The organism is Trichocoleus sp. DQ-A3 (assembly GCF_039961975.1).
Classification (GTDB): domain Bacteria; phylum Cyanobacteriota; class Cyanobacteriia; order Cyanobacteriales; family FACHB-T130; genus FACHB-T130.
In genome coordinates this window covers 12,016-27,922 of sequence record NZ_JAMPKC010000016.1, presented here as the reverse complement: position 1 = coordinate 27,922, position 15,907 = coordinate 12,016, and the positions used below count along the sequence as shown (strand labels likewise).

Sequence of the window (15,907 nt, the reverse complement as noted above, 5' to 3'; positions counted from 1 at the left end):
ATGGAAACTTACAGCAAAGAGAAAAGTTTATTGACCTCTTCTCGATCTGGCTTCTCTACTCCTAGAAATATCCTGACGGACTCGATCGATCGACCAACCATCTGCTAAACGTCTTTTATACGTTCTCAGTCCTTCACGATCGGCATTACGACCTAGCTCATTTTGATAAAGTCGGTTAATCGCTTGTTCTGCTTCTGAACTGTCAGCAATGTCACGACGGACTTTCTCCAGTGACCAACCGGATTCTACCCGTTGTCGATACATCCTCAGTCCAGGACTATCGGCATTTCGACCTAACACATTTCGATAAATTCTATTAATGTTATTGGAAACGTTTGACCGATTGCGGCGATAGTCGTAACTGCCATCCCGGCGATCGCGTCGATAGTCATAATCGTCGTTACGGCGATCGCGTCGATAGTCATAATCGTCATTCCGGCGATCGCGTCGATAGTCATAATCGTCGTTACGGCGATCGCGTCGATAGTCATCATCTCGGTCATAATCGTCTTGCCTTGACGACTCTCCTCGATCCCAACAAATCCCCAAAAAACAGGTTTGCTCCCTCCGTCCTCTGTCAGGCTCAGCAGCCGCAGGATTTGCTGATAGGACGACTGGAGCAATTATCAGTGCAGATAATACAGTAACCGTAGCAGCAGATCTGAGAGAGCGTGCTGTGGTGTGCATTCCAATTTTCATAATTTTCCCCTCAAGGAAATTTAAAAGTCAGAGAATATTTTTCTTTGTGGCATATATTCGCTCTATTTTCCGGGTCTCAACTTCCTACGATGGAATAACCCAATTGGGTGAGATCGGTTAAATTTCGCCAGAGAAATTTTCCTCGAAACAAGCCAAGGTCGAGTTCAGAGAACCGCCTTAAGACAACTGGAAAATCTCTAGCATAGCGATCGCGCGGATACCGGATTAAGCTAGATAAATAAATACGATCGCAAATCGTCTAATTTTGTTCCCGCTACTAACCCTAAAATTGGGAAAAGGCGAGCTTTTCAACTGGACAAGGAACGACAGCCAGATGAGAGCGATCGCATCCGGTTAGCAGATAGTAATCCTTCTGTTAAATTCCAACGGTTTAGATCCCCGATTTCTCTCTCGAAGTCGGGGATCTCTCATTCAGAAATCATTTAGGATTGCTAGATAAAGGCAGACCCAATGAAACAGCAAAAAATAACGACCGATTTTGTGTAGAACTTTTACTTCTCAAAACTTTATCAGTTCAGTATTATCTATTCCTCTGACTGGAGAAAATCTCAATGCCGAAAGCCAGCATTTGTGTTAATGCCAAAACACCCGAACAAGAGTTAGTTAAGGAATGGATTAAGAAGTGGAAAGGCAAGATCCGATATTTGTCCAATAACGAAGGGTGCGGCTGCTGTATTGACCTGTATCAGGTAGATGCTCCAGCCGAGGTACTGAATGAACTACCCGCAAAAGTCTTTGCCTCTAGTGAATGGTCAAATTGGTCGCCAAAGTCGCGAACAACTCGCTAACAGGTGCTACCAAAGACCGGCTTATGGTAGTAGATGACCCTAATCATTAGTGCAATCGTCGATTTTTAATTCCTACTACTTGGTAGCGAATAGACCAATGGAGATAAGGAATAATTTTCTTTTTCAAAAGTCAATAATTTCAGAGAGAGTCGCAGTAATTACGATTAAAAAAGGTACCGAATAATCAAGATTTACATTCAGAAGCTAAAATTCATTAACCAGCGCCAGACGTCCCCGACGAACCGCATAAAGCATTCGGTTCAGCAAAAGTTGTTCATCTTCGCTGAGAGAATTTTCAAGCAGTGCTGTTCTGAGTACGCAACGGTCTGTAATTGTTATCTGACCTGATTCAGCAACTTTGGCAGATAAGTCAATGATTGCAGACGGTAAAAGACAGGCTTGAGAAAAAATCGAAGAATTCATGGTTAAGATTGCTGCTATTTGATACTCAGGTTATTGGTTCAAAACAGCACCTAACTCAATCTATAGCTAGAGATTTAATATGATTTAGATTACAGCTCAAGATAGAAGTTTAGTATTTGCACAAAACTTTGAATCACCCCTTTTGAGCAGGAATCGAGTTTTTTGCTACTGAAGAAACTGAAGAAGTGAGAGCAAACGAACACTTTGCTAAATTTGTCAAGGATTTTGTCTTGTGAGTTGAGCGATCGCGCCTGTCGGAAATTGAAACAGTCAAGATTCTCCACCCACAAAACTCCACTTACTTCGCTAACTCCGTATTAAACTCATTCACGAGTCGCCGCTTCAGCTCCACCGATTCTGAGCGAGGTAACAAGTTAAACACTTCACGGAAAACATCGTCTACTTTCTCAAACGCCACCGTACCCTTTTGGTTGAGGACAACTTCGCCCTTCTGGTTTAGCAAGACTGTTTGGGGGACGAGGCCTTCGTAGTAGTAGCCCGGTTCCGTAGGTGTAAAGTTGGATTGTACTGGAATCGAATCTACGTCGATGGGGATGAAATCAGCGGCTCGACCATAAAAAGCTTGAAGCTGCGAAACGACGATTGCGTGTTGCTTGCAATCGCTACTGTCGTCCACGTAGAACACCAACAATGCCGGTTTACCTCCTTTAAGAGAATCTGCCAATGCCACTCGCGGGGGAACCAGCGAGGCATTGCCGCCATAGAGGAGAAAAACATTCCCGTCAAAGTTGTCGTCGTTGATACCCGCTAAAGCTGATGGCGTCCCCAGCAGGCAGCTGAAAGAAACAACCAGTGTCAAGAGGCAACTCAAAAAAAACTGCCGCCAGGAACGGCGAGAAGCTGTCAGAATCCTGATTTGAAATTGTTGCAAGCGAAGAATCATACCAAAGTTGCTGTAGAAACCTTTTTTTCTTTCAGTAGTCCTTAAATCGTCTTTGCGTTCACCCGTTATGGCTCCCGATTCTCTATGAAGTTCCCTGTTTTTCCAGTCACCCTACTAGGATTATCCCTGTTAGCCGGTAGCTTAGTCCTTACTTCCTTATCGTTTATCTCCGAAAGTGTTCGAGCTGCGGTTAGTCCACGCTCGATAGAAGTCAAAGAAACGAACGGTACGGTAACAACTCAAGGAAAGCCAGTGAAAGTTGGCGATCGCTTGCAGGCATCCGGTAGTCTCAGCACCAACTTCGACGCCAGTGCTGTTTTAGCGATGGAAGATGGCATCGGTACGGTTCAGGTTTCCGAAAACACCAACGTGCAAGTCAAGACTTTAAAGACAAGTAAGGATGGTAGCAAACAAACGCGCCTTTATATGGATAAGGGACAGGTCAGCGCCAAAGTACGACCTTTTACTAACCCTAACTCTAGCTTTGAAGTGGAGACGCCTGGGGGCGTTGCTGGGACGAGAGGCACAGAATTTGGCGTCACCGTCGGTTCCAATGGGAAAACTGGGCTTTCAACTATCCGAGGCAAAGTAGCCTTTAGTGCGCGAGGGAAAACTGTGTTGGTAGAGCCGGGGTATTCTGCTTTAATTGTTCCGGGACAGGCTCCAACGATTCCCAAGGTGACAACAGGTGACACGAGACTGAAATTACAGGTTCTCTCGGTGACAGGTGATGGTCAAGTTAGAGTCACTGGAACGGTAGACCCAATCAATTTAGTGTTAGTGAATAATCAGATTGTGGATACGGGAGGCGAGGGACAACTCGATACGGTGGTGCCAATCCCGTCTAATCGGCAGCTGAGATTAGTCGTGCGGAATCCCTTGGGCAATCAACAAGTTTATGAATTGGAAATTCCGAATAGTGCGGGGACATCGGAGAATCCTGTGAATCAATAATTTTTATCGGATAGCCTTTTCCTCTCCTTTTTAGTCGGAAAAGACGAGGCAGCAACCCACGAATTCGCGTTCTCAATCTGAGCTTGGGAACGCGAATCAATTGGCAAAATCCTCCGCACGAGTGAGGTAAAAATTCTCAAGGGCATGAGTTACTGGAGAAGTCGTCAAAGAACTTGAAAGCGCCAATACTGTGACGCGATCGCGTATCTCGTGATGCGATCGCGTTTTGTCTGAATCAAGCTTGTAGCAGTTCTCACTCTTAGTGCATATATACACACTCGTAACCTCACCCCCAACCCCTACGGTGTATACACATCTTTGATTAATTGGCAAAACGTTGATTGATCCCCCTAAATCCCCCTTAAAAAGGGGGACTTTGACTTAATTCGCCCCCCTTTTCAAGGGGGGTTGGGGGGATCAAAACGGGACTTGCAAGTTCAAGAAGACTTGTGTATACACGGTAGCCTCGTTCAAGGGTAAGGACAGGGGCGGGGTTCAACTGGACTGCATCCAAGAATAGAGAATCGCGATAAATTCAGTATTCCATCAGGGGCATTTACCATCCGGTGAGCGTGCGGAACGCTTGGGAAAAGTCCGTATGTTTCCAGGCAAGCGATCGCGATGGTTGATGTTTTTGATGGAATCAACGTGTTAATCAAAAATTGGTTTAAAAAAAATCAGCGTTTTATTTCTAGCAGTCAATCAATCGTTCCGGGCGCAATGGTCGGTTTATTGTCTGTCGGGTTATGGCAGATAGGGGCATGGCAACCCCTGGAACGGCTTGTATACAGTGCGCTGTTTCAAGCTCGTAGCGCCAGTATCTTACCGCAGACGAATTGGGATCGTCGGGTCGCGGTGATTGCGATTGACGATGCGAGTTTAAAGAAATACGGGAAATTTCCTTGGTCGCGCGATCGCTATGCCCAATTGTTGCAGAAGCTAGAACCAGCCTCTCCAGCAGTCATTGGTTTCGATGTGTTGTTCGTCGATCCAGGCCAAGGGGATGAGAAATTTGCCAAAGCGATCGCTAAATCTGGCAATGTCATCTTGGCAACGGCTTGGGACAATCGAGGGCAACCTCTGGAAATATTACCCGAATTAAAAAAAGCGGCACTTGGGGAAGGTCAAATTTGGCACAATCCCGACGCAGACGGCATTAGCCGACAGGCAGCCCTCTTTTTTGGCACCAAACCCGCTCTCGGTTTAGCAATGCTGCTAGAGGCACCAGAGGCGGTATCCCTGCCTCATCTGGCTGAGGTTCAGAGGCGTAAAGATGTCTGGATTAACTGGCCTGGGCCAACCCAAAATGTCTCCACCTATTCTTATGCCTCAATCATGGAAGGCAAAGTTGACGCGAAAGCCTTCGCCAACAAGTTTGTTTTAGTCGGTGTCACGGCAACCGCTATCGATCGCTTGCGATCGCCTTACAATCAAAATCCTCCTACGGCTGGAGTTTATCTCCATGCGGCGTTAATTGATAACTTGCTGAACGACAAGCTGCTGCACACGCTGCCTAAAACAACAGTAATGCTCTTGTTGTTGGGGATTGCCCCGATTACTAGCTGGCTGTTGTTAAAACAGGGAGTGTGGGCGCGAATGGCGATCGCTATTTTGTTACCGAGTGGTTGGGTAATCTTTGCCCTGAGTGCCTTCATCGACGATGGCTGGTGGTTGCCCATCGTCGCACCTGTGGGAACCGCGATCGCTGCTGGGATCGGCGTTCAGCTGCGAGAACAATATGAAAAGCAACAACTGATGAGTTTGTTTGCCAAGCACGTTGCGCCAGAAATGGCTGACCTCATTTGGCACCGGAAAGACGAAATCTTCCACAAAGGGAAGCTGCAAGCCCAAGAAATGATGGTCACGGTTTTATTTGCCGATATCCGGGGTTTTACCAGTATTTCCGAGAAACTACCGCCGGGGGAATTAATCGAGTGGCTGAACCTGTTCCTAGACGCCATGACAGATTGCATCATGGATCGTGGTGGTGTGATCGACAAATATATTGGGGATGCAATTATGGCGGTTTTCGGGATTCCGTTTTCGCACACCACGCCGGAAGAAATTCAACAGGACGCCCTAAATGCGATCGCGGCAGGAATTGCGATGCAGGAACGACTCAAAAAGCTCAACCAGCGCTTCCACAACGCTAACAAGCCTACGATTGAGATAGGGATTGGCATTCACACAGGTCCAGTGGTTGCCGGAAGTGTGGGAGGTTCCCGACGCCTGAATTATTCAGTCTTGGGGGATACCGTCAATGTTGCCGCCAGACTGGAACCGATGAATAAAGAAGTAAAAATTCACAACCCCTACCAAATGATTGTCAGTGGCAGTACATTTGCTTATGCAAGCGATCGCTATCACGGGCCTGCTGTCCGCGCCATTCAACTGCGGGGACGAGAACAGGCAACAATTATTTACTGCATCCAGGGAGAGAAGGTCAACTTGGCAGATCCAGCGGAAGCGATCGCACCTCCACTGAATATTTCAGCCTAAAGCGGCACACCCAGCGTGAAATTTCTTTTAACTTCACCGTTTGAAGAGGATTTGTGCATCTACTCGCGATTAGCAGATATCTTGATTAAACCCACTTTTACACAACCAATCGCTGACAACAAACTAACAGCTAATTTTCAAACTTTTCCTAGAATCAGTAAGTTGATTATATTAGCTGCGGTTAGTTGGATTATTTGGAATTTGCAAGCGTCAAGCGTGAAAGCATCGCCCTGTTCCGAGCTGCTGAATATATCGCAAAGACCCGGTTTTAATACTCGTCAGGAAGGGAATTTAATCGTTCTGGGACGCCTGCCTAAATATCACTATGTGGTCGTGGTTCCCTCCGGAAGTGAAGCCACGCTGGAACAAGTGCGTCAGTGCGTACCCGATGCATTGATCGCCAAGTCAAATTTAGGAAATTACATTTTAGCGGGGTCATTTCCCGACCAATCCAGTGCGAAAAGTATCTATTACGCATTGCGATCGCTGAAACTAGATGCACGAATTATATACGTTCGATAGCGATCGCCAGTAACCTTCCCTACTTTCCGCTCTATTGATTGGGTGTGACGCCTTGAGCCAGCTTCACCATCGAGCCAGATGCATTTGTGCGATAAATCCAGCGGCGTTGCCCATTCCCTACCGTGACTTGCCAGCCAGGAACTTGCATCTCGGTGCAAAGCACCTCCAAGTTATTAATATCTAAGCAGTCATCAGACCAAGTTTGCGGTTGAGTTTGGACAATATTTAGCGCCGCCTTTGGCAACCCTGAATGTTGAGACACGTCCTGCAAAACCGCATTCTGAACCGATGTTAATAAACTAACCCCAGAACGAGGATTTGAAATCGTAACTTTGCGATTGGGGAGCGTTAGTGTAGCGGTCAAAGATAAAATGCCCGTCAACACCAAAGCCTGAACAATTAGGCTTAGCTGGCTAGCCTTTTGAGCGATAGTTTCTGTGGGAGAGGCAGGGGTAGTAACTTCTTCCATAGCAAACATTGACAGGGGTGCTGTTATTACAAAGGGCATTAATTGTATTGGTAGAATATGCACCCAGATGCTTACAATTTCCGGAAAAAATTAAAGGTTCCGGCAAATTAAGTATGAATTGACTTGCAGATTGCTTTTCCCTAATTCCTGAAGCGAGCCTTCTCGTTAATGCTGCGAATCTCCTTTTGGAGATGCCACCTTTCGGAACGCTAACTCGTTTATAGTTGCTACGAAAAGTGCTAATGCGTACTGGTTGATAGGAATTCAGACACTAACACCCTGCAAATAAGTTCCCTAATTAATCTTTTTTTAGTAGAACTACGGTGCCCGATCCCTAATACTAATGTGCGCCCTCTAGGTGCCTAAATGAAACCCAGAAACTACTGAATTGTTAGCAATTTTGTATAAAGATTTACTGATTTTAGTCCCGCTTGATTATTTATCAAGTGGACTGAGTATGAGGAAAATAATCTTGCCAAAAAGACAGAAGTATGCATTTTCCTCTCTAGAAGGTAGATGATTCCTCTACCTGCCCACCTTGGCGCAGCCCGATAGCAATTTTGCTATGCTTTTCAATTTGGCTCATCACCTGCTTGGCGCGTTGAATCACGGGTGCGGGTAAACCTGCTAGCCGCCCTGCTTCGATGCCATAGGAACGGTCAGCGCCTCCCGGTTGCACCTGATGCAAAAAGATAATTTGGTCGGGTAACTCCTTCACCGTCACCTGGTAATTTGCCACATTCGGCAAAATTGAAGCAAGTTCGTTCAATTCGTGGTAATGAGTGGCAAAAATCGTCCGCGAGCGAATTTCACTGGCAAGATACTCCGCCACCGCCCAAGCAATCGAAAGACCATCAAACGTAGCCGTCCCCCGACCAATCTCATCTAACAGAACCAGAGACTTCGCCGTTGCGTGATTGAGAATATTCGCCGTCTCGTTCATCTCCACCATAAAAGTAGATTGACCCGTCGCCAAATCATCTACAGCACCAACACGGGTAAAAACGCGATCGCATATTCCCAAAGTCGCCGCCCTAGCTGGCACAAAACTACCAATTTGTGCCATCAACTGAATTAACCCCACCTGCCGCAAATAACAACTCTTCCCACTCGCATTCGGACCCGTCAAAATAATTAAATCCGGTCTTTCTTCTACCCCCCTGATTCCCCCCGCAAGCGGGGTGAGGTTCTCCCTCTCCGCTTGCGGGGAGGGCTGGGGTGGGGTTAACTCCCCCCTCCCCAACCCAGTCGAATTCGGCACAAAAAACCCAGGTGGCAAAGACTGCTCAACCACCGGATGACGCCCATCACTAATCCGAATTTCCCGACCTTCCACCATCTGAGGGCAGCAATAACCCTGATAAACCGCCACCTCAGCCAAACCACACAACACATCAGCCGCCGCCACCGCACGAGAAATCGTGCGAATTTGTTCTGCGTATTGCCCCACTTCTTCTCTTAAAGAAGTAAAAATCTCATATTCCAGGCGATTTAAGTCATCCCGTGCCGTCAAAATCCGCGCTTCTCTCTCCTTCAACTCCGGAGTAATGTAGCGTTCCTCATTCGTCAGCGTTTGCTTGCGGATGTAGTTATCGGGAACTTGGTCGGCTTTCGTGCGAGAGATGCTGATGTAGTAGCCGAATGTCTTATTAAAGCCCACCTTCAGCGTGGAAATTCCGGTTCGCGCCTTCTCCGTCACCTCCAGATTCGCCACCCATTGCTGATCCTCTTGGGCAAGACTTCGCATTTCATCCAACTGAACATTCACATTGGGGCGAATCAAACCGCCTTCCTTGATATGGATGGGAGGCGCGTCTACCAAATGGGCGCTGAGTTTCTTTGCCAGCTGTTCCAATTCCGGCGGCACCTTCTGCAAAGCTCTCATAAACGGAGAGCAAGCATCCGCCACCAGTTCTGCTAATTCCGGCAATTTTGCCAGAGAATCCGCTAAAGCAACTAAATCCTTCGCATTTGCCGTGCCGGAACCAGCGCGACCCGTTAGCCGTTCTAAATCGTAAATTTGCCGCAACAATTGGCGCAAATCTTGCCGCAGAAAACTATTTTCGACTAATTCTTGAATCGTATCTTGCCGCGCTGCAATGCCTTTGAGATCCAGTAGCGGTTGCAGCAACCACCGCCGCAAGGCACGTCCCCCCATTGCCGTGCTAGTTCTATCCAATGCCCAAAGCAGGGAACCGTGAAAGGTGCCATCCCGCACCGTTTGCGTAATTTCTAGATTGCGGCGGGTTTGGTGGTCGAGAATTAGATAATCGCTGAGGGTGTAGGTGCGGAGGAACTGGAGAGGGACGGGGTTTTCTTTCTGGGTGTCTTCCAGATATTCCAGCAAACCACCCGCCGCGCGGACGGCAAGGGGGAGGTGTTCGCAACCGAGTCCTTCTAGACTTCGCACTTTAAACCGCTGCAATAGTCGATGTCTCGATTCACCCGCCGTAAAAGGAGTTTGCGATCGCAACGCATAACAAAAAGATGGCGGTAAACAACTCGGCAAATGCTCGGAAGTCTCCCCCGGTCGCAGCAAACTGCCCAAATCTGGCGCATTCGTCGGCACCAAAACCTCAGAAGGCTGCAAACGCATCAATTCTTGCGTCAAATGCTCTAATTCGCTCGATTGGGTCGTGAGAAATTCCCCAGTAGAAATATCTGCATAAGCTAAACCCCAATGATTCCCGGCAAGAACCACCGCCGCCAAGTAATTATTGCGACGCGCATTCAGCATCCCTTCTTCCAGCAATGTACCGGGGGTGAGAATCCGCGTCACTTCCCGCTTCACGAGCTTTCCAGGGTCAGTATCGGCAGAGTCTTCTACCTGATCGCAGATCACCACCGCATACCCCTTCTCCACCAGCTGAGTCGTGTAGCGTTCCCAAGCATGGTGCGGCACTCCCGTCATCGGCACCCGACCAATTTCTCCCGCTTGCTTGCTGGTGAGGACGAGTTCGAGTTCTCTCGATACAGCGATCGCATCCTGAAAAAAGGTTTCAAAGAAGTCTCCCACCCGGTACAGCAGCAGTGCATGAGGATACTTATCCTTCACTTCTACATAATGGTGGTACATCTTACTCAGCTTGCTGCGATCCACCAGTCGAGAGTCAGCGTTACGGATTTTGGGTTCGGTCGGGGTAGATGCCGAGTCAGGAACGTTCATGGAAAGTCAGTGCTACGCCAAGGTCTTTAATGACTTTACCGCAGGTATCTCTTGCCGTTGTTTGCAGTTTGTTAACCTGAAATCTTGTACTGAACGTCTTCACCCGCCAGGGGATGTAGCGGCGTAATTAATCGTGTCTCCACAAAAGGAAGTTTGCGAGATGCTAAAAATCGTTCCTACTGGTGCGTAATTTCGCGAAATTCCTTCAAGAAGCGTCGAAATAGAGGATGATTTGCCGAATCATATTCATAAGGATGAATACTTGCTAATGGCTTCAACTCCATCATCGTCGCAGCCAGAAAAGCTCCGTCAAAATTCCCTAATTCCTCTGGTCGCACATCCCGTTCAACCACTTCAATTCCTAATTCCCCTGCAATATCAAGCAGTGTGGCGCGGGTGATACCAGGGAAAATATTCGCAGTCAGCGCAGGCGTAATCACTGTATGCTTTTGCAGGAAAAAAAGGTTAGCTACCGCCGCTTCAGTAATTCTGCCTTGTTGGTCAAGCAAAATCGCATCATTAAATCCAGCTACTTCAGCAGCACGACGAGCTAAATAACTGTTTACATAAGTTCCACAGAGTTTCCACGCCACTGGAATTGCGTTACCAGAAACCCGTTCATAAGGGGAGATGTGGCAAGTCAAAGATTTATCAACATCGCGAGGAATCGTCACTGCCAAGATGGTCACATCGACCGGCATTGTATCGTTAAAGTTCAGTTGAGGCACCGAGCGATAAACAATCGGTCGGATATAGTAATTTGTTGCCGGAACTGCCTCTAAAAGTGCCGAAATACCTGCTTTCAGGTCTTCGTTCGACCAAGAAAAACCCAAACCAATATGTGTAGAACCATTGCGAAGGCGATCTAGATGTGCATCTAAGCGATGAATGTAATAGCGATCGCGATTCCAATAAGCCATGATCCCATCAAAAACGCCGATCCCTAAATGCAGAGAATGGCTAGCAATAGAAGGCGCAGCATTTTCCCGTTCAACTAACTTTCCGTTGTGCCAAACTATCGGCGTTGCTTCAAGAAACATTTATTAGTCTTGCCTTCTCAAGGGGCATTTGTACCAATTAAAACAGTCATCAACTCCCGGCATCGCTCGCTAAGTTCTTAGACGCTATGACGGGCGAAACATTTAAGGGTGTAGAGTCAGATTCAATCTCCTCTATCTCGTTCCATTTGCCATCGCGCAAGCTATCTGCGGTACTTTTGATGAAGCTTGCTAAAGGTACGGCAATTAATAACCCCAATAGCCCTCCCAGCTTCGCGCCTATCAACAGCGAAAGCAAAATCCAAACAGGATTTAAGCCAGTAAAACCACCTAAAATGCGAGGCGCGATGAAATTAGCATTGATTTGATCGATAGCGGCAGCTACAGCGAACACTTCCACCCCTAGCCAAAAATTTTGTAATGCTACTAGCAGACTAACAATGCTGATACCGATTCCGGCACCAAAGGGAAAAAGAGCCAAAAAACCAATTGCAATTCCAAACAATAATCCTAACGGCACTCGCAAAGCCAGAAATGCCAGCGTGATCACACATCCGCTCCAAGCAGCGAACGTCGCCTGACCGATAAAATAATTATGGAAATCTTCGCGGAGAGCTTGCCTTACTTGGGAACTAAAGCTAGCCGGAAACCACTTAAAAATTCCGTCCCAGAGACGATCTCCATTTAATATTAGATAGAAAGTTAGAACCACTGTTAGCAGAACATTGACAGCAGTGCCAATCGTATCAAAGGCAAAATTAAGAATTCTACCCGTTACGTTTTGAAGCTGACTGGATAATCGGTCTGTTAGTTGAGTAACGATTCCGCCTAAATTAATCGGAAGTTGCTGAGTTTCAGCCCAAATTTGAAAAGCTTGGAGTTGTTGCCTCCCCGAATCAATCCAACTAGGCAATATATTAGCTAGTTCGTTGAGCTGTTGCCAAATGATCGGAACTAAGGTAAGTCCCAAACCTACCAAAATTAGCAACGCCACTAGGGAAACAGCGACGACCGCATTGTTCCGTTTAACTCCTTGTTGCTGTAAAAAACGGATAGGGTAATCTAATACAAAAGCCAGCAGGAGTGCGGCAACAAAAACGCTAACTAGAGGTTGAAAATATTGCAACACGAGCAGCAATAGCCAACCATTGAGAACGGCGAGGGGAAATGCCAATCCTAAAACGACCCATCGCGGTAATTTGTTTGCTGATTGCATCATGTTGAGGTTTTGAAATCGGGATTCATAACAACTAAAAAGTTATGCTTCTGGCTACACAGTCAATTGAGGAAACTTGTCCATAAAATCCAGTAAAATTTTTTGGTGAGGAGTGCCTAACGGTCGTACTTGCCTAGCTTTTTCAGAGTAACCCTCGCCGCGTTGAATTTCTTCAGGCGTTAATAAATCCATATCCCAACCTTCTCCTAGCACTAGCTGGTTAAGTTCCACGGGAAGGGGTGCCTGATAGACATGGCGAAGAACGTAGGTATCGGGATAATAGCCAAATAATGATAACGCGGGCGGTGTATAGCCGATTTCCTCCAGCAGTTCCCGCTTGATGGCTTCTTCTGGGGTTTCTCCTGGTTCGAGGTGCCCGCCAAAAAATGCCCAGTGTCCGGGGTAGAGAATACCGGGGATGTTGTCGCGCAGCTGGAGGAGAAATTTGCCGTGGCGATAGAGGATGGCGATCGCTACCTCAACAATTGGTTTATTGTTCATAGCTTCCTTCCGGTAGTAAAGGTACTCCCTTTTTCGCTGGCTTCCGCTCTAGCTGTTCCTGCTGCTGAAGAAAAACTTCTCCTAAATCTTTCCCTGCGAAGGGAATGCTTTGATACTGTACTTTCCCCTTGATTAGAACTTCATCTCCTCTATCGGGGAGACTCTGGCTGGTGAAAACCCATATTTTTCCCGTCGCATCTCGCAATTCATAAGCGCCGCTTCCCACAAAAGGCGCTTGAGATGCTACCTTGCCTTCCAGATAAACCGTTGGGTTGCCCTCATAACTCTGTTGAAGATCGCTAATACTGGTGATCGGGACACTGCGGTTGTTAAACAGACCCAATCCAGACTGAGCCACATGACCGCAGCCGAACAACCCACCCAAAAGTAGCGTGGTGGTGCTGAATTGCAATACCCGGATTTTGACTGACCTCATATCTTGCATCGGGGAAATCTCAAGTTTCTCACTATTTCGGTATTAATACTTATCCCTATCCAGATGGCTCTGACTGGTACAAATATAGTGAATCTTCCAAAGATTTACAGTCGGGCAGGATTGCCTCAAATAAGATTAAATGCAAACAAGTCGAAGGAAATCGCCCTGCGATGCAGCTACAAGGCAAACGGAAAAACGCGATCGCGTTCCTTTTCTCTCATTATCCTTTGGCAGTAAGGGTGGGAAATCTGCGAAACTATCCTATGACAGATGCGCTCTGTTTCATCCCCAAAGAACGAATTCCTGCCCACATTCCTGACACCACAATGGACGAATCAATCGCCCAACTATTAGACGGTAAAGCCCTCGCTGAACGAATTTACGGACAGCTACAAGAGCAAATTCAGCAAATACAAGCCACGGCGGGACGCCCGCCGGGACTCGCAGTGCTGATGGTTGGCGATAATCCAGCCAGCGCTGCCTACGTGCGGAATAAAGAACGCGCCTGTGCCAAAGTTGGGATTGCCTCCTATGGTTCCCATTTCCCGACGGAAACGACCGCTTCAGAACTAGAGCAAGTCATTCAAAACCTGAATCAGGATGAGCGAGTTGATGGAATTCTCGTTCAACTGCCCCTACCTAACCACTTGGATGCTGTTTCCCTGCTGCATCAAATCGATCCACATAAAGATGCCGATGGACTACACCCCCTGAACTTGGGGCGGCTGGTGCGCTCTGAAGCTGGTTTACGCAGCTGCACGCCAGCCGGAGTCATGCGCCTGTTGCAGGAATACCAGATTGATGTGAAGGGAAAACAGGCAGTAGTCGTAGGGCGAAGTATCCTCGTGGGCAAGCCGTTGGCTTTGATGCTCTTAGACGCAGATGCCACCGTTACCATCGCCCATTCGCGATCGCACGATCTCCCAGCCATTACCCGCAGCGCTGATATTCTGTTGGCAGCCGTGGGGCGTCCAGCGCTGATTACCGCCGAGATGGTCAAACCTGGCGCGGTCGTCATTGATGTTGGCATCAATCGCGTCACCGACGACGCCGGTAATTCTCGTTTAGTGGGAGATGTCCACTTCGATTCCGTCAAAAAGGTCGCAAAGTTTATCACCCCAGTTCCCGGCGGGGTTGGCGCGATGACCGTCGCCATGCTGCTGCAAAATACAGTCTGGAGCTACAGCCAGCGCTATCTCTAGTTTTGATTGAATGAAGACGGTTTGAGGCGTAAGGATTCTGGACGAATTCCATCACTCAACACCGATCGCTCATAATTCGTAACTTTTTGTGACCCAAAGCCCCGTAAAATTGTTACGGAAACGACTGTGCTACAAGGAATCACGGGATGTTAGCGACAGATGACCTTCATGCTCCCAAAGGTGAATCAGCGACCTTTGACCTTTCAACCTACCTGACTCAACAACAAGCTCTGGTAGAAGCAGCTTTGGATAGTTCCCTCCCAGTCACGTATCCAGAGAAAATTTATGAGGCGATGCGCTACTCGCTTTTGGCTGGAGGTAAGCGCCTGCGTCCGATTCTTTGCCTTGCCAGCTGCGAACTGGCTGGAGGCACCCTAGAAATGGCGATGCCCACTGCTTGCGCCTTGGAGATGGTTCATACCATGTCCTTGATTCACGATGACTTACCGGCGATGGATAACGACGACTACCGGCGGGGCAAATTGACCAACCATAAGGTTTATGGTGAAGATATTGCCATTCTGGCGGGGGATGGTCTACTGACATACGCCTTTGAGTTCATTGCTTCAAATACCCAGAATGTACCGGCAGCGCGAGTGTTGCAGGTAATTGCTCAGTTAGCCAAAGCAGTTGGTGCTGCGGGCTTGGTGGGCGGTCAAGTCGTTGACTTGGAATCTGAAGGAAAGCCGGATATTCAGGAAGAAACGCTCACTTTCATTCATACCCACAAAACAGGGGCGCTACTAGAAGCTTGTGTGGTCTGCGGCGCGATTTTAGCGGGAGCAGAAATGGAAACCTTGCAACGGATGTCTCGCTACGCCCAAAATATTGGGTTGGCGTTTCAGATTGTGGATGACATTTTGGATATCACGGCGACTCAGGAGGAGTTGGGGAAAACTGCTGGGAAGGACATTCAAGCCCAAAAGGCAACTTACCCGCGACTTTGGGGACTTGAGGAATCAAAAGTTAAGGCTCAGCAACTGATTGACGCCGCCAAAGGAGAACTGGCAACCTTTGGAGAAAAAGCTAATCCCCTGATTGCGATCGCAGATTTCATTACTACTCGCACTCACTAGAAAATAAGCAGGATGATCCGTTTATTCCATCCT

The 15,907-nt window shown here is 47.7% G+C and carries 17 protein-coding genes; 7 read left to right on the top strand and 10 right to left on the bottom strand.

Annotated features, from left to right (window positions below):
- Positions 1-27: 27 nt before the first annotated feature.
- Positions 28-699: a DUF4214 domain-containing protein gene (locus NDI44_RS20165; protein WP_190411382.1), complete on the bottom strand. Its 672-nt coding sequence runs from the start codon at positions 697-699 to the stop codon at positions 28-30.
- A 572-nt stretch (positions 700-1,271) separates the two neighbouring features.
- On the opposite strand from NDI44_RS20165, the gene NDI44_RS20160 reads away from it, so the two are divergent.
- Positions 1,272-1,508 carry a hypothetical protein gene (locus NDI44_RS20160; protein ID WP_190411381.1) on the top strand — a complete coding sequence of 79 codons (237 nt, stop codon included), beginning with the start codon at positions 1,272-1,274 and terminating at the stop codon, positions 1,506-1,508.
- Positions 1,509-1,712: 204 nt separating this feature from the next.
- Here the strand turns inward: NDI44_RS20160 and NDI44_RS20155 are convergent, their stop codons facing one another.
- Both NDI44_RS20155 and NDI44_RS20150 read right to left on the bottom strand, forming a co-directional pair.
- Entirely contained in the window at positions 1,713-1,931 is a 219-nt protein-coding gene (locus tag NDI44_RS20155) for a hypothetical protein (RefSeq protein ID WP_190411380.1), read from the bottom strand.
- A 298-nt stretch (positions 1,932-2,229) separates the two neighbouring features.
- The gene (locus tag NDI44_RS20150; protein WP_190411379.1) at positions 2,230-2,835 is read right to left on the bottom strand and encodes a thylakoid membrane photosystem I accumulation factor; all 606 of its coding nucleotides are present in this window, start codon (positions 2,833-2,835) and stop codon (positions 2,230-2,232) included.
- Between the two features lie 84 nt (positions 2,836-2,919).
- Between NDI44_RS20150 and NDI44_RS20145 the strand changes: the two genes are divergently transcribed.
- Positions 2,920-3,789 (top strand): FecR family protein, encoded by an 870-nt coding sequence (locus NDI44_RS20145; protein WP_190411378.1) that lies wholly within the window; start codon positions 2,920-2,922, stop codon positions 3,787-3,789.
- Between the two features lie 96 nt (positions 3,790-3,885).
- On the opposite strand, the gene NDI44_RS20140 is transcribed toward NDI44_RS20145, so the two are convergent.
- On the bottom strand, positions 3,886-4,065 hold the full coding sequence (locus NDI44_RS20140; RefSeq protein WP_190411377.1) for a hypothetical protein: 180 nt from the start codon (positions 4,063-4,065) through the stop codon (positions 3,886-3,888).
- A gap of 345 nt (positions 4,066-4,410) precedes the next feature.
- Here NDI44_RS20140 and NDI44_RS20135 point away from each other — a divergent pair, with 345 nt between their 5' ends.
- Positions 4,411-6,288: an adenylate/guanylate cyclase domain-containing protein gene (locus NDI44_RS20135; RefSeq protein WP_199304770.1), complete on the top strand. Its 1,878-nt coding sequence runs from the start codon at positions 4,411-4,413 to the stop codon at positions 6,286-6,288.
- A gap of 15 nt (positions 6,289-6,303) precedes the next feature.
- Complete coding sequence (locus NDI44_RS20130) at positions 6,304-6,810, top strand: hypothetical protein (protein WP_190411376.1); 507 nt, start codon at positions 6,304-6,306, stop codon at positions 6,808-6,810.
- 31 nt (positions 6,811-6,841) lie between these two features.
- Here the strand turns inward: NDI44_RS20130 and NDI44_RS20125 are convergent, their stop codons facing one another.
- The gene (locus tag NDI44_RS20125; RefSeq protein WP_348235310.1) at positions 6,842-7,279 is read right to left on the bottom strand and encodes a hypothetical protein; all 438 of its coding nucleotides are present in this window, start codon (positions 7,277-7,279) and stop codon (positions 6,842-6,844) included.
- 505 nt (positions 7,280-7,784) lie between these two features.
- Complete coding sequence (mutS, locus tag NDI44_RS20120; RefSeq protein WP_190411374.1) at positions 7,785-10,445, bottom strand: DNA mismatch repair protein MutS; 2,661 nt, start codon at positions 10,443-10,445, stop codon at positions 7,785-7,787.
- On the opposite strand from mutS, the gene NDI44_RS20115 reads away from it, so the two are divergent.
- Positions 10,444-10,572 carry a hypothetical protein gene (locus NDI44_RS20115; protein ID WP_277877520.1) on the top strand — a complete coding sequence of 43 codons (129 nt, stop codon included), beginning with the start codon at positions 10,444-10,446 and terminating at the stop codon, positions 10,570-10,572. The genes mutS and NDI44_RS20115 overlap by 2 nt on opposite strands.
- A 49-nt stretch (positions 10,573-10,621) precedes the next feature.
- On the opposite strand, the gene NDI44_RS20110 is transcribed toward NDI44_RS20115, so the two are convergent.
- Genes NDI44_RS20110 through NDI44_RS20095 form a run of 4 tightly spaced genes read right to left on the bottom strand, consistent with a single transcriptional unit; the run spans position 10,622 to position 13,605 of the window.
- On the bottom strand, positions 10,622-11,485 hold the full coding sequence (locus tag NDI44_RS20110) for an aminotransferase class IV (RefSeq protein ID WP_190411373.1): 864 nt from the start codon (positions 11,483-11,485) through the stop codon (positions 10,622-10,624).
- 49 nt (positions 11,486-11,534) lie between these two features.
- Positions 11,535-12,659, bottom strand: coding sequence for an AI-2E family transporter (locus NDI44_RS20105; protein WP_190411475.1), 1,125 nt, complete (start codon positions 12,657-12,659; stop codon positions 11,535-11,537).
- Between the two features lie 54 nt (positions 12,660-12,713).
- Complete coding sequence (locus NDI44_RS20100; RefSeq protein ID WP_190411372.1) at positions 12,714-13,160, bottom strand: NUDIX hydrolase; 447 nt, start codon at positions 13,158-13,160, stop codon at positions 12,714-12,716.
- Positions 13,150-13,605 carry a hypothetical protein gene (locus NDI44_RS20095; RefSeq protein ID WP_242036994.1) on the bottom strand — a complete coding sequence of 152 codons (456 nt, stop codon included), beginning with the start codon at positions 13,603-13,605 and terminating at the stop codon, positions 13,150-13,152. Before NDI44_RS20095 ends, NDI44_RS20100 begins: the two co-directional genes overlap by 11 nt.
- A 317-nt stretch (positions 13,606-13,922) precedes the next feature.
- On the opposite strand from NDI44_RS20095, the gene folD reads away from it, so the two are divergent.
- Positions 13,923-14,798, top strand: a complete 876-nt coding sequence (folD, locus tag NDI44_RS20090) for a bifunctional methylenetetrahydrofolate dehydrogenase/methenyltetrahydrofolate cyclohydrolase FolD (RefSeq protein ID WP_190411473.1) — start codon at positions 13,923-13,925, stop codon at positions 14,796-14,798.
- 146 nt (positions 14,799-14,944) lie between these two features.
- Positions 14,945-15,874 carry a geranylgeranyl diphosphate synthase CrtE gene (crtE, locus tag NDI44_RS20085; RefSeq protein WP_190411371.1) on the top strand — a complete coding sequence of 310 codons (930 nt, stop codon included), beginning with the start codon at positions 14,945-14,947 and terminating at the stop codon, positions 15,872-15,874.
- Positions 15,875-15,907 lie beyond the last annotated feature (33 nt).

What these genes read in the sequence shown, in the direction of transcription:
- NDI44_RS20165 (WP_190411382.1), bottom strand. Translation starts at nt 699, where the DNA reads ATGAAAATTGGAATGCACACCACAGCACGCTCTCTCAGATCTGCTGCT.
- NDI44_RS20160 (WP_190411381.1), top strand. Translation starts at nt 1,272, where the DNA reads ATGCCGAAAGCCAGCATTTGTGTTAATGCCAAAACACCCGAACAAGAG.
- NDI44_RS20155 (WP_190411380.1), bottom strand. Translation starts at nt 1,931, where the DNA reads ATGAATTCTTCGATTTTTTCTCAAGCCTGTCTTTTACCGTCTGCAATC.
- NDI44_RS20150 (WP_190411379.1), bottom strand. Translation starts at nt 2,835, where the DNA reads ATGATTCTTCGCTTGCAACAATTTCAAATCAGGATTCTGACAGCTTCT.
- NDI44_RS20145 (WP_190411378.1), top strand. Translation starts at nt 2,920, where the DNA reads ATGAAGTTCCCTGTTTTTCCAGTCACCCTACTAGGATTATCCCTGTTA.
- NDI44_RS20135 (WP_199304770.1), top strand. Translation starts at nt 4,411, where the DNA reads ATGGTTGATGTTTTTGATGGAATCAACGTGTTAATCAAAAATTGGTTT.
- NDI44_RS20125 (WP_348235310.1), bottom strand. Translation starts at nt 7,279, where the DNA reads ATGGAAGAAGTTACTACCCCTGCCTCTCCCACAGAAACTATCGCTCAA.
- NDI44_RS20115 (WP_277877520.1), top strand. Translation starts at nt 10,444, where the DNA reads ATGGAAAGTCAGTGCTACGCCAAGGTCTTTAATGACTTTACCGCAGGT.
- mutS (WP_190411374.1), bottom strand. Translation starts at nt 10,445, where the DNA reads ATGAACGTTCCTGACTCGGCATCTACCCCGACCGAACCCAAAATCCGT.
- NDI44_RS20110 (WP_190411373.1), bottom strand. Translation starts at nt 11,485, where the DNA reads ATGTTTCTTGAAGCAACGCCGATAGTTTGGCACAACGGAAAGTTAGTT.
- NDI44_RS20105 (WP_190411475.1), bottom strand. Translation starts at nt 12,659, where the DNA reads ATGCAATCAGCAAACAAATTACCGCGATGGGTCGTTTTAGGATTGGCA.
- NDI44_RS20100 (WP_190411372.1), bottom strand. Translation starts at nt 13,160, where the DNA reads ATGAACAATAAACCAATTGTTGAGGTAGCGATCGCCATCCTCTATCGC.
- NDI44_RS20095 (WP_242036994.1), bottom strand. Translation starts at nt 13,605, where the DNA reads ATGCAAGATATGAGGTCAGTCAAAATCCGGGTATTGCAATTCAGCACC.
- folD (WP_190411473.1), top strand. Translation starts at nt 13,923, where the DNA reads ATGGACGAATCAATCGCCCAACTATTAGACGGTAAAGCCCTCGCTGAA.
- crtE (WP_190411371.1), top strand. Translation starts at nt 14,945, where the DNA reads ATGTTAGCGACAGATGACCTTCATGCTCCCAAAGGTGAATCAGCGACC.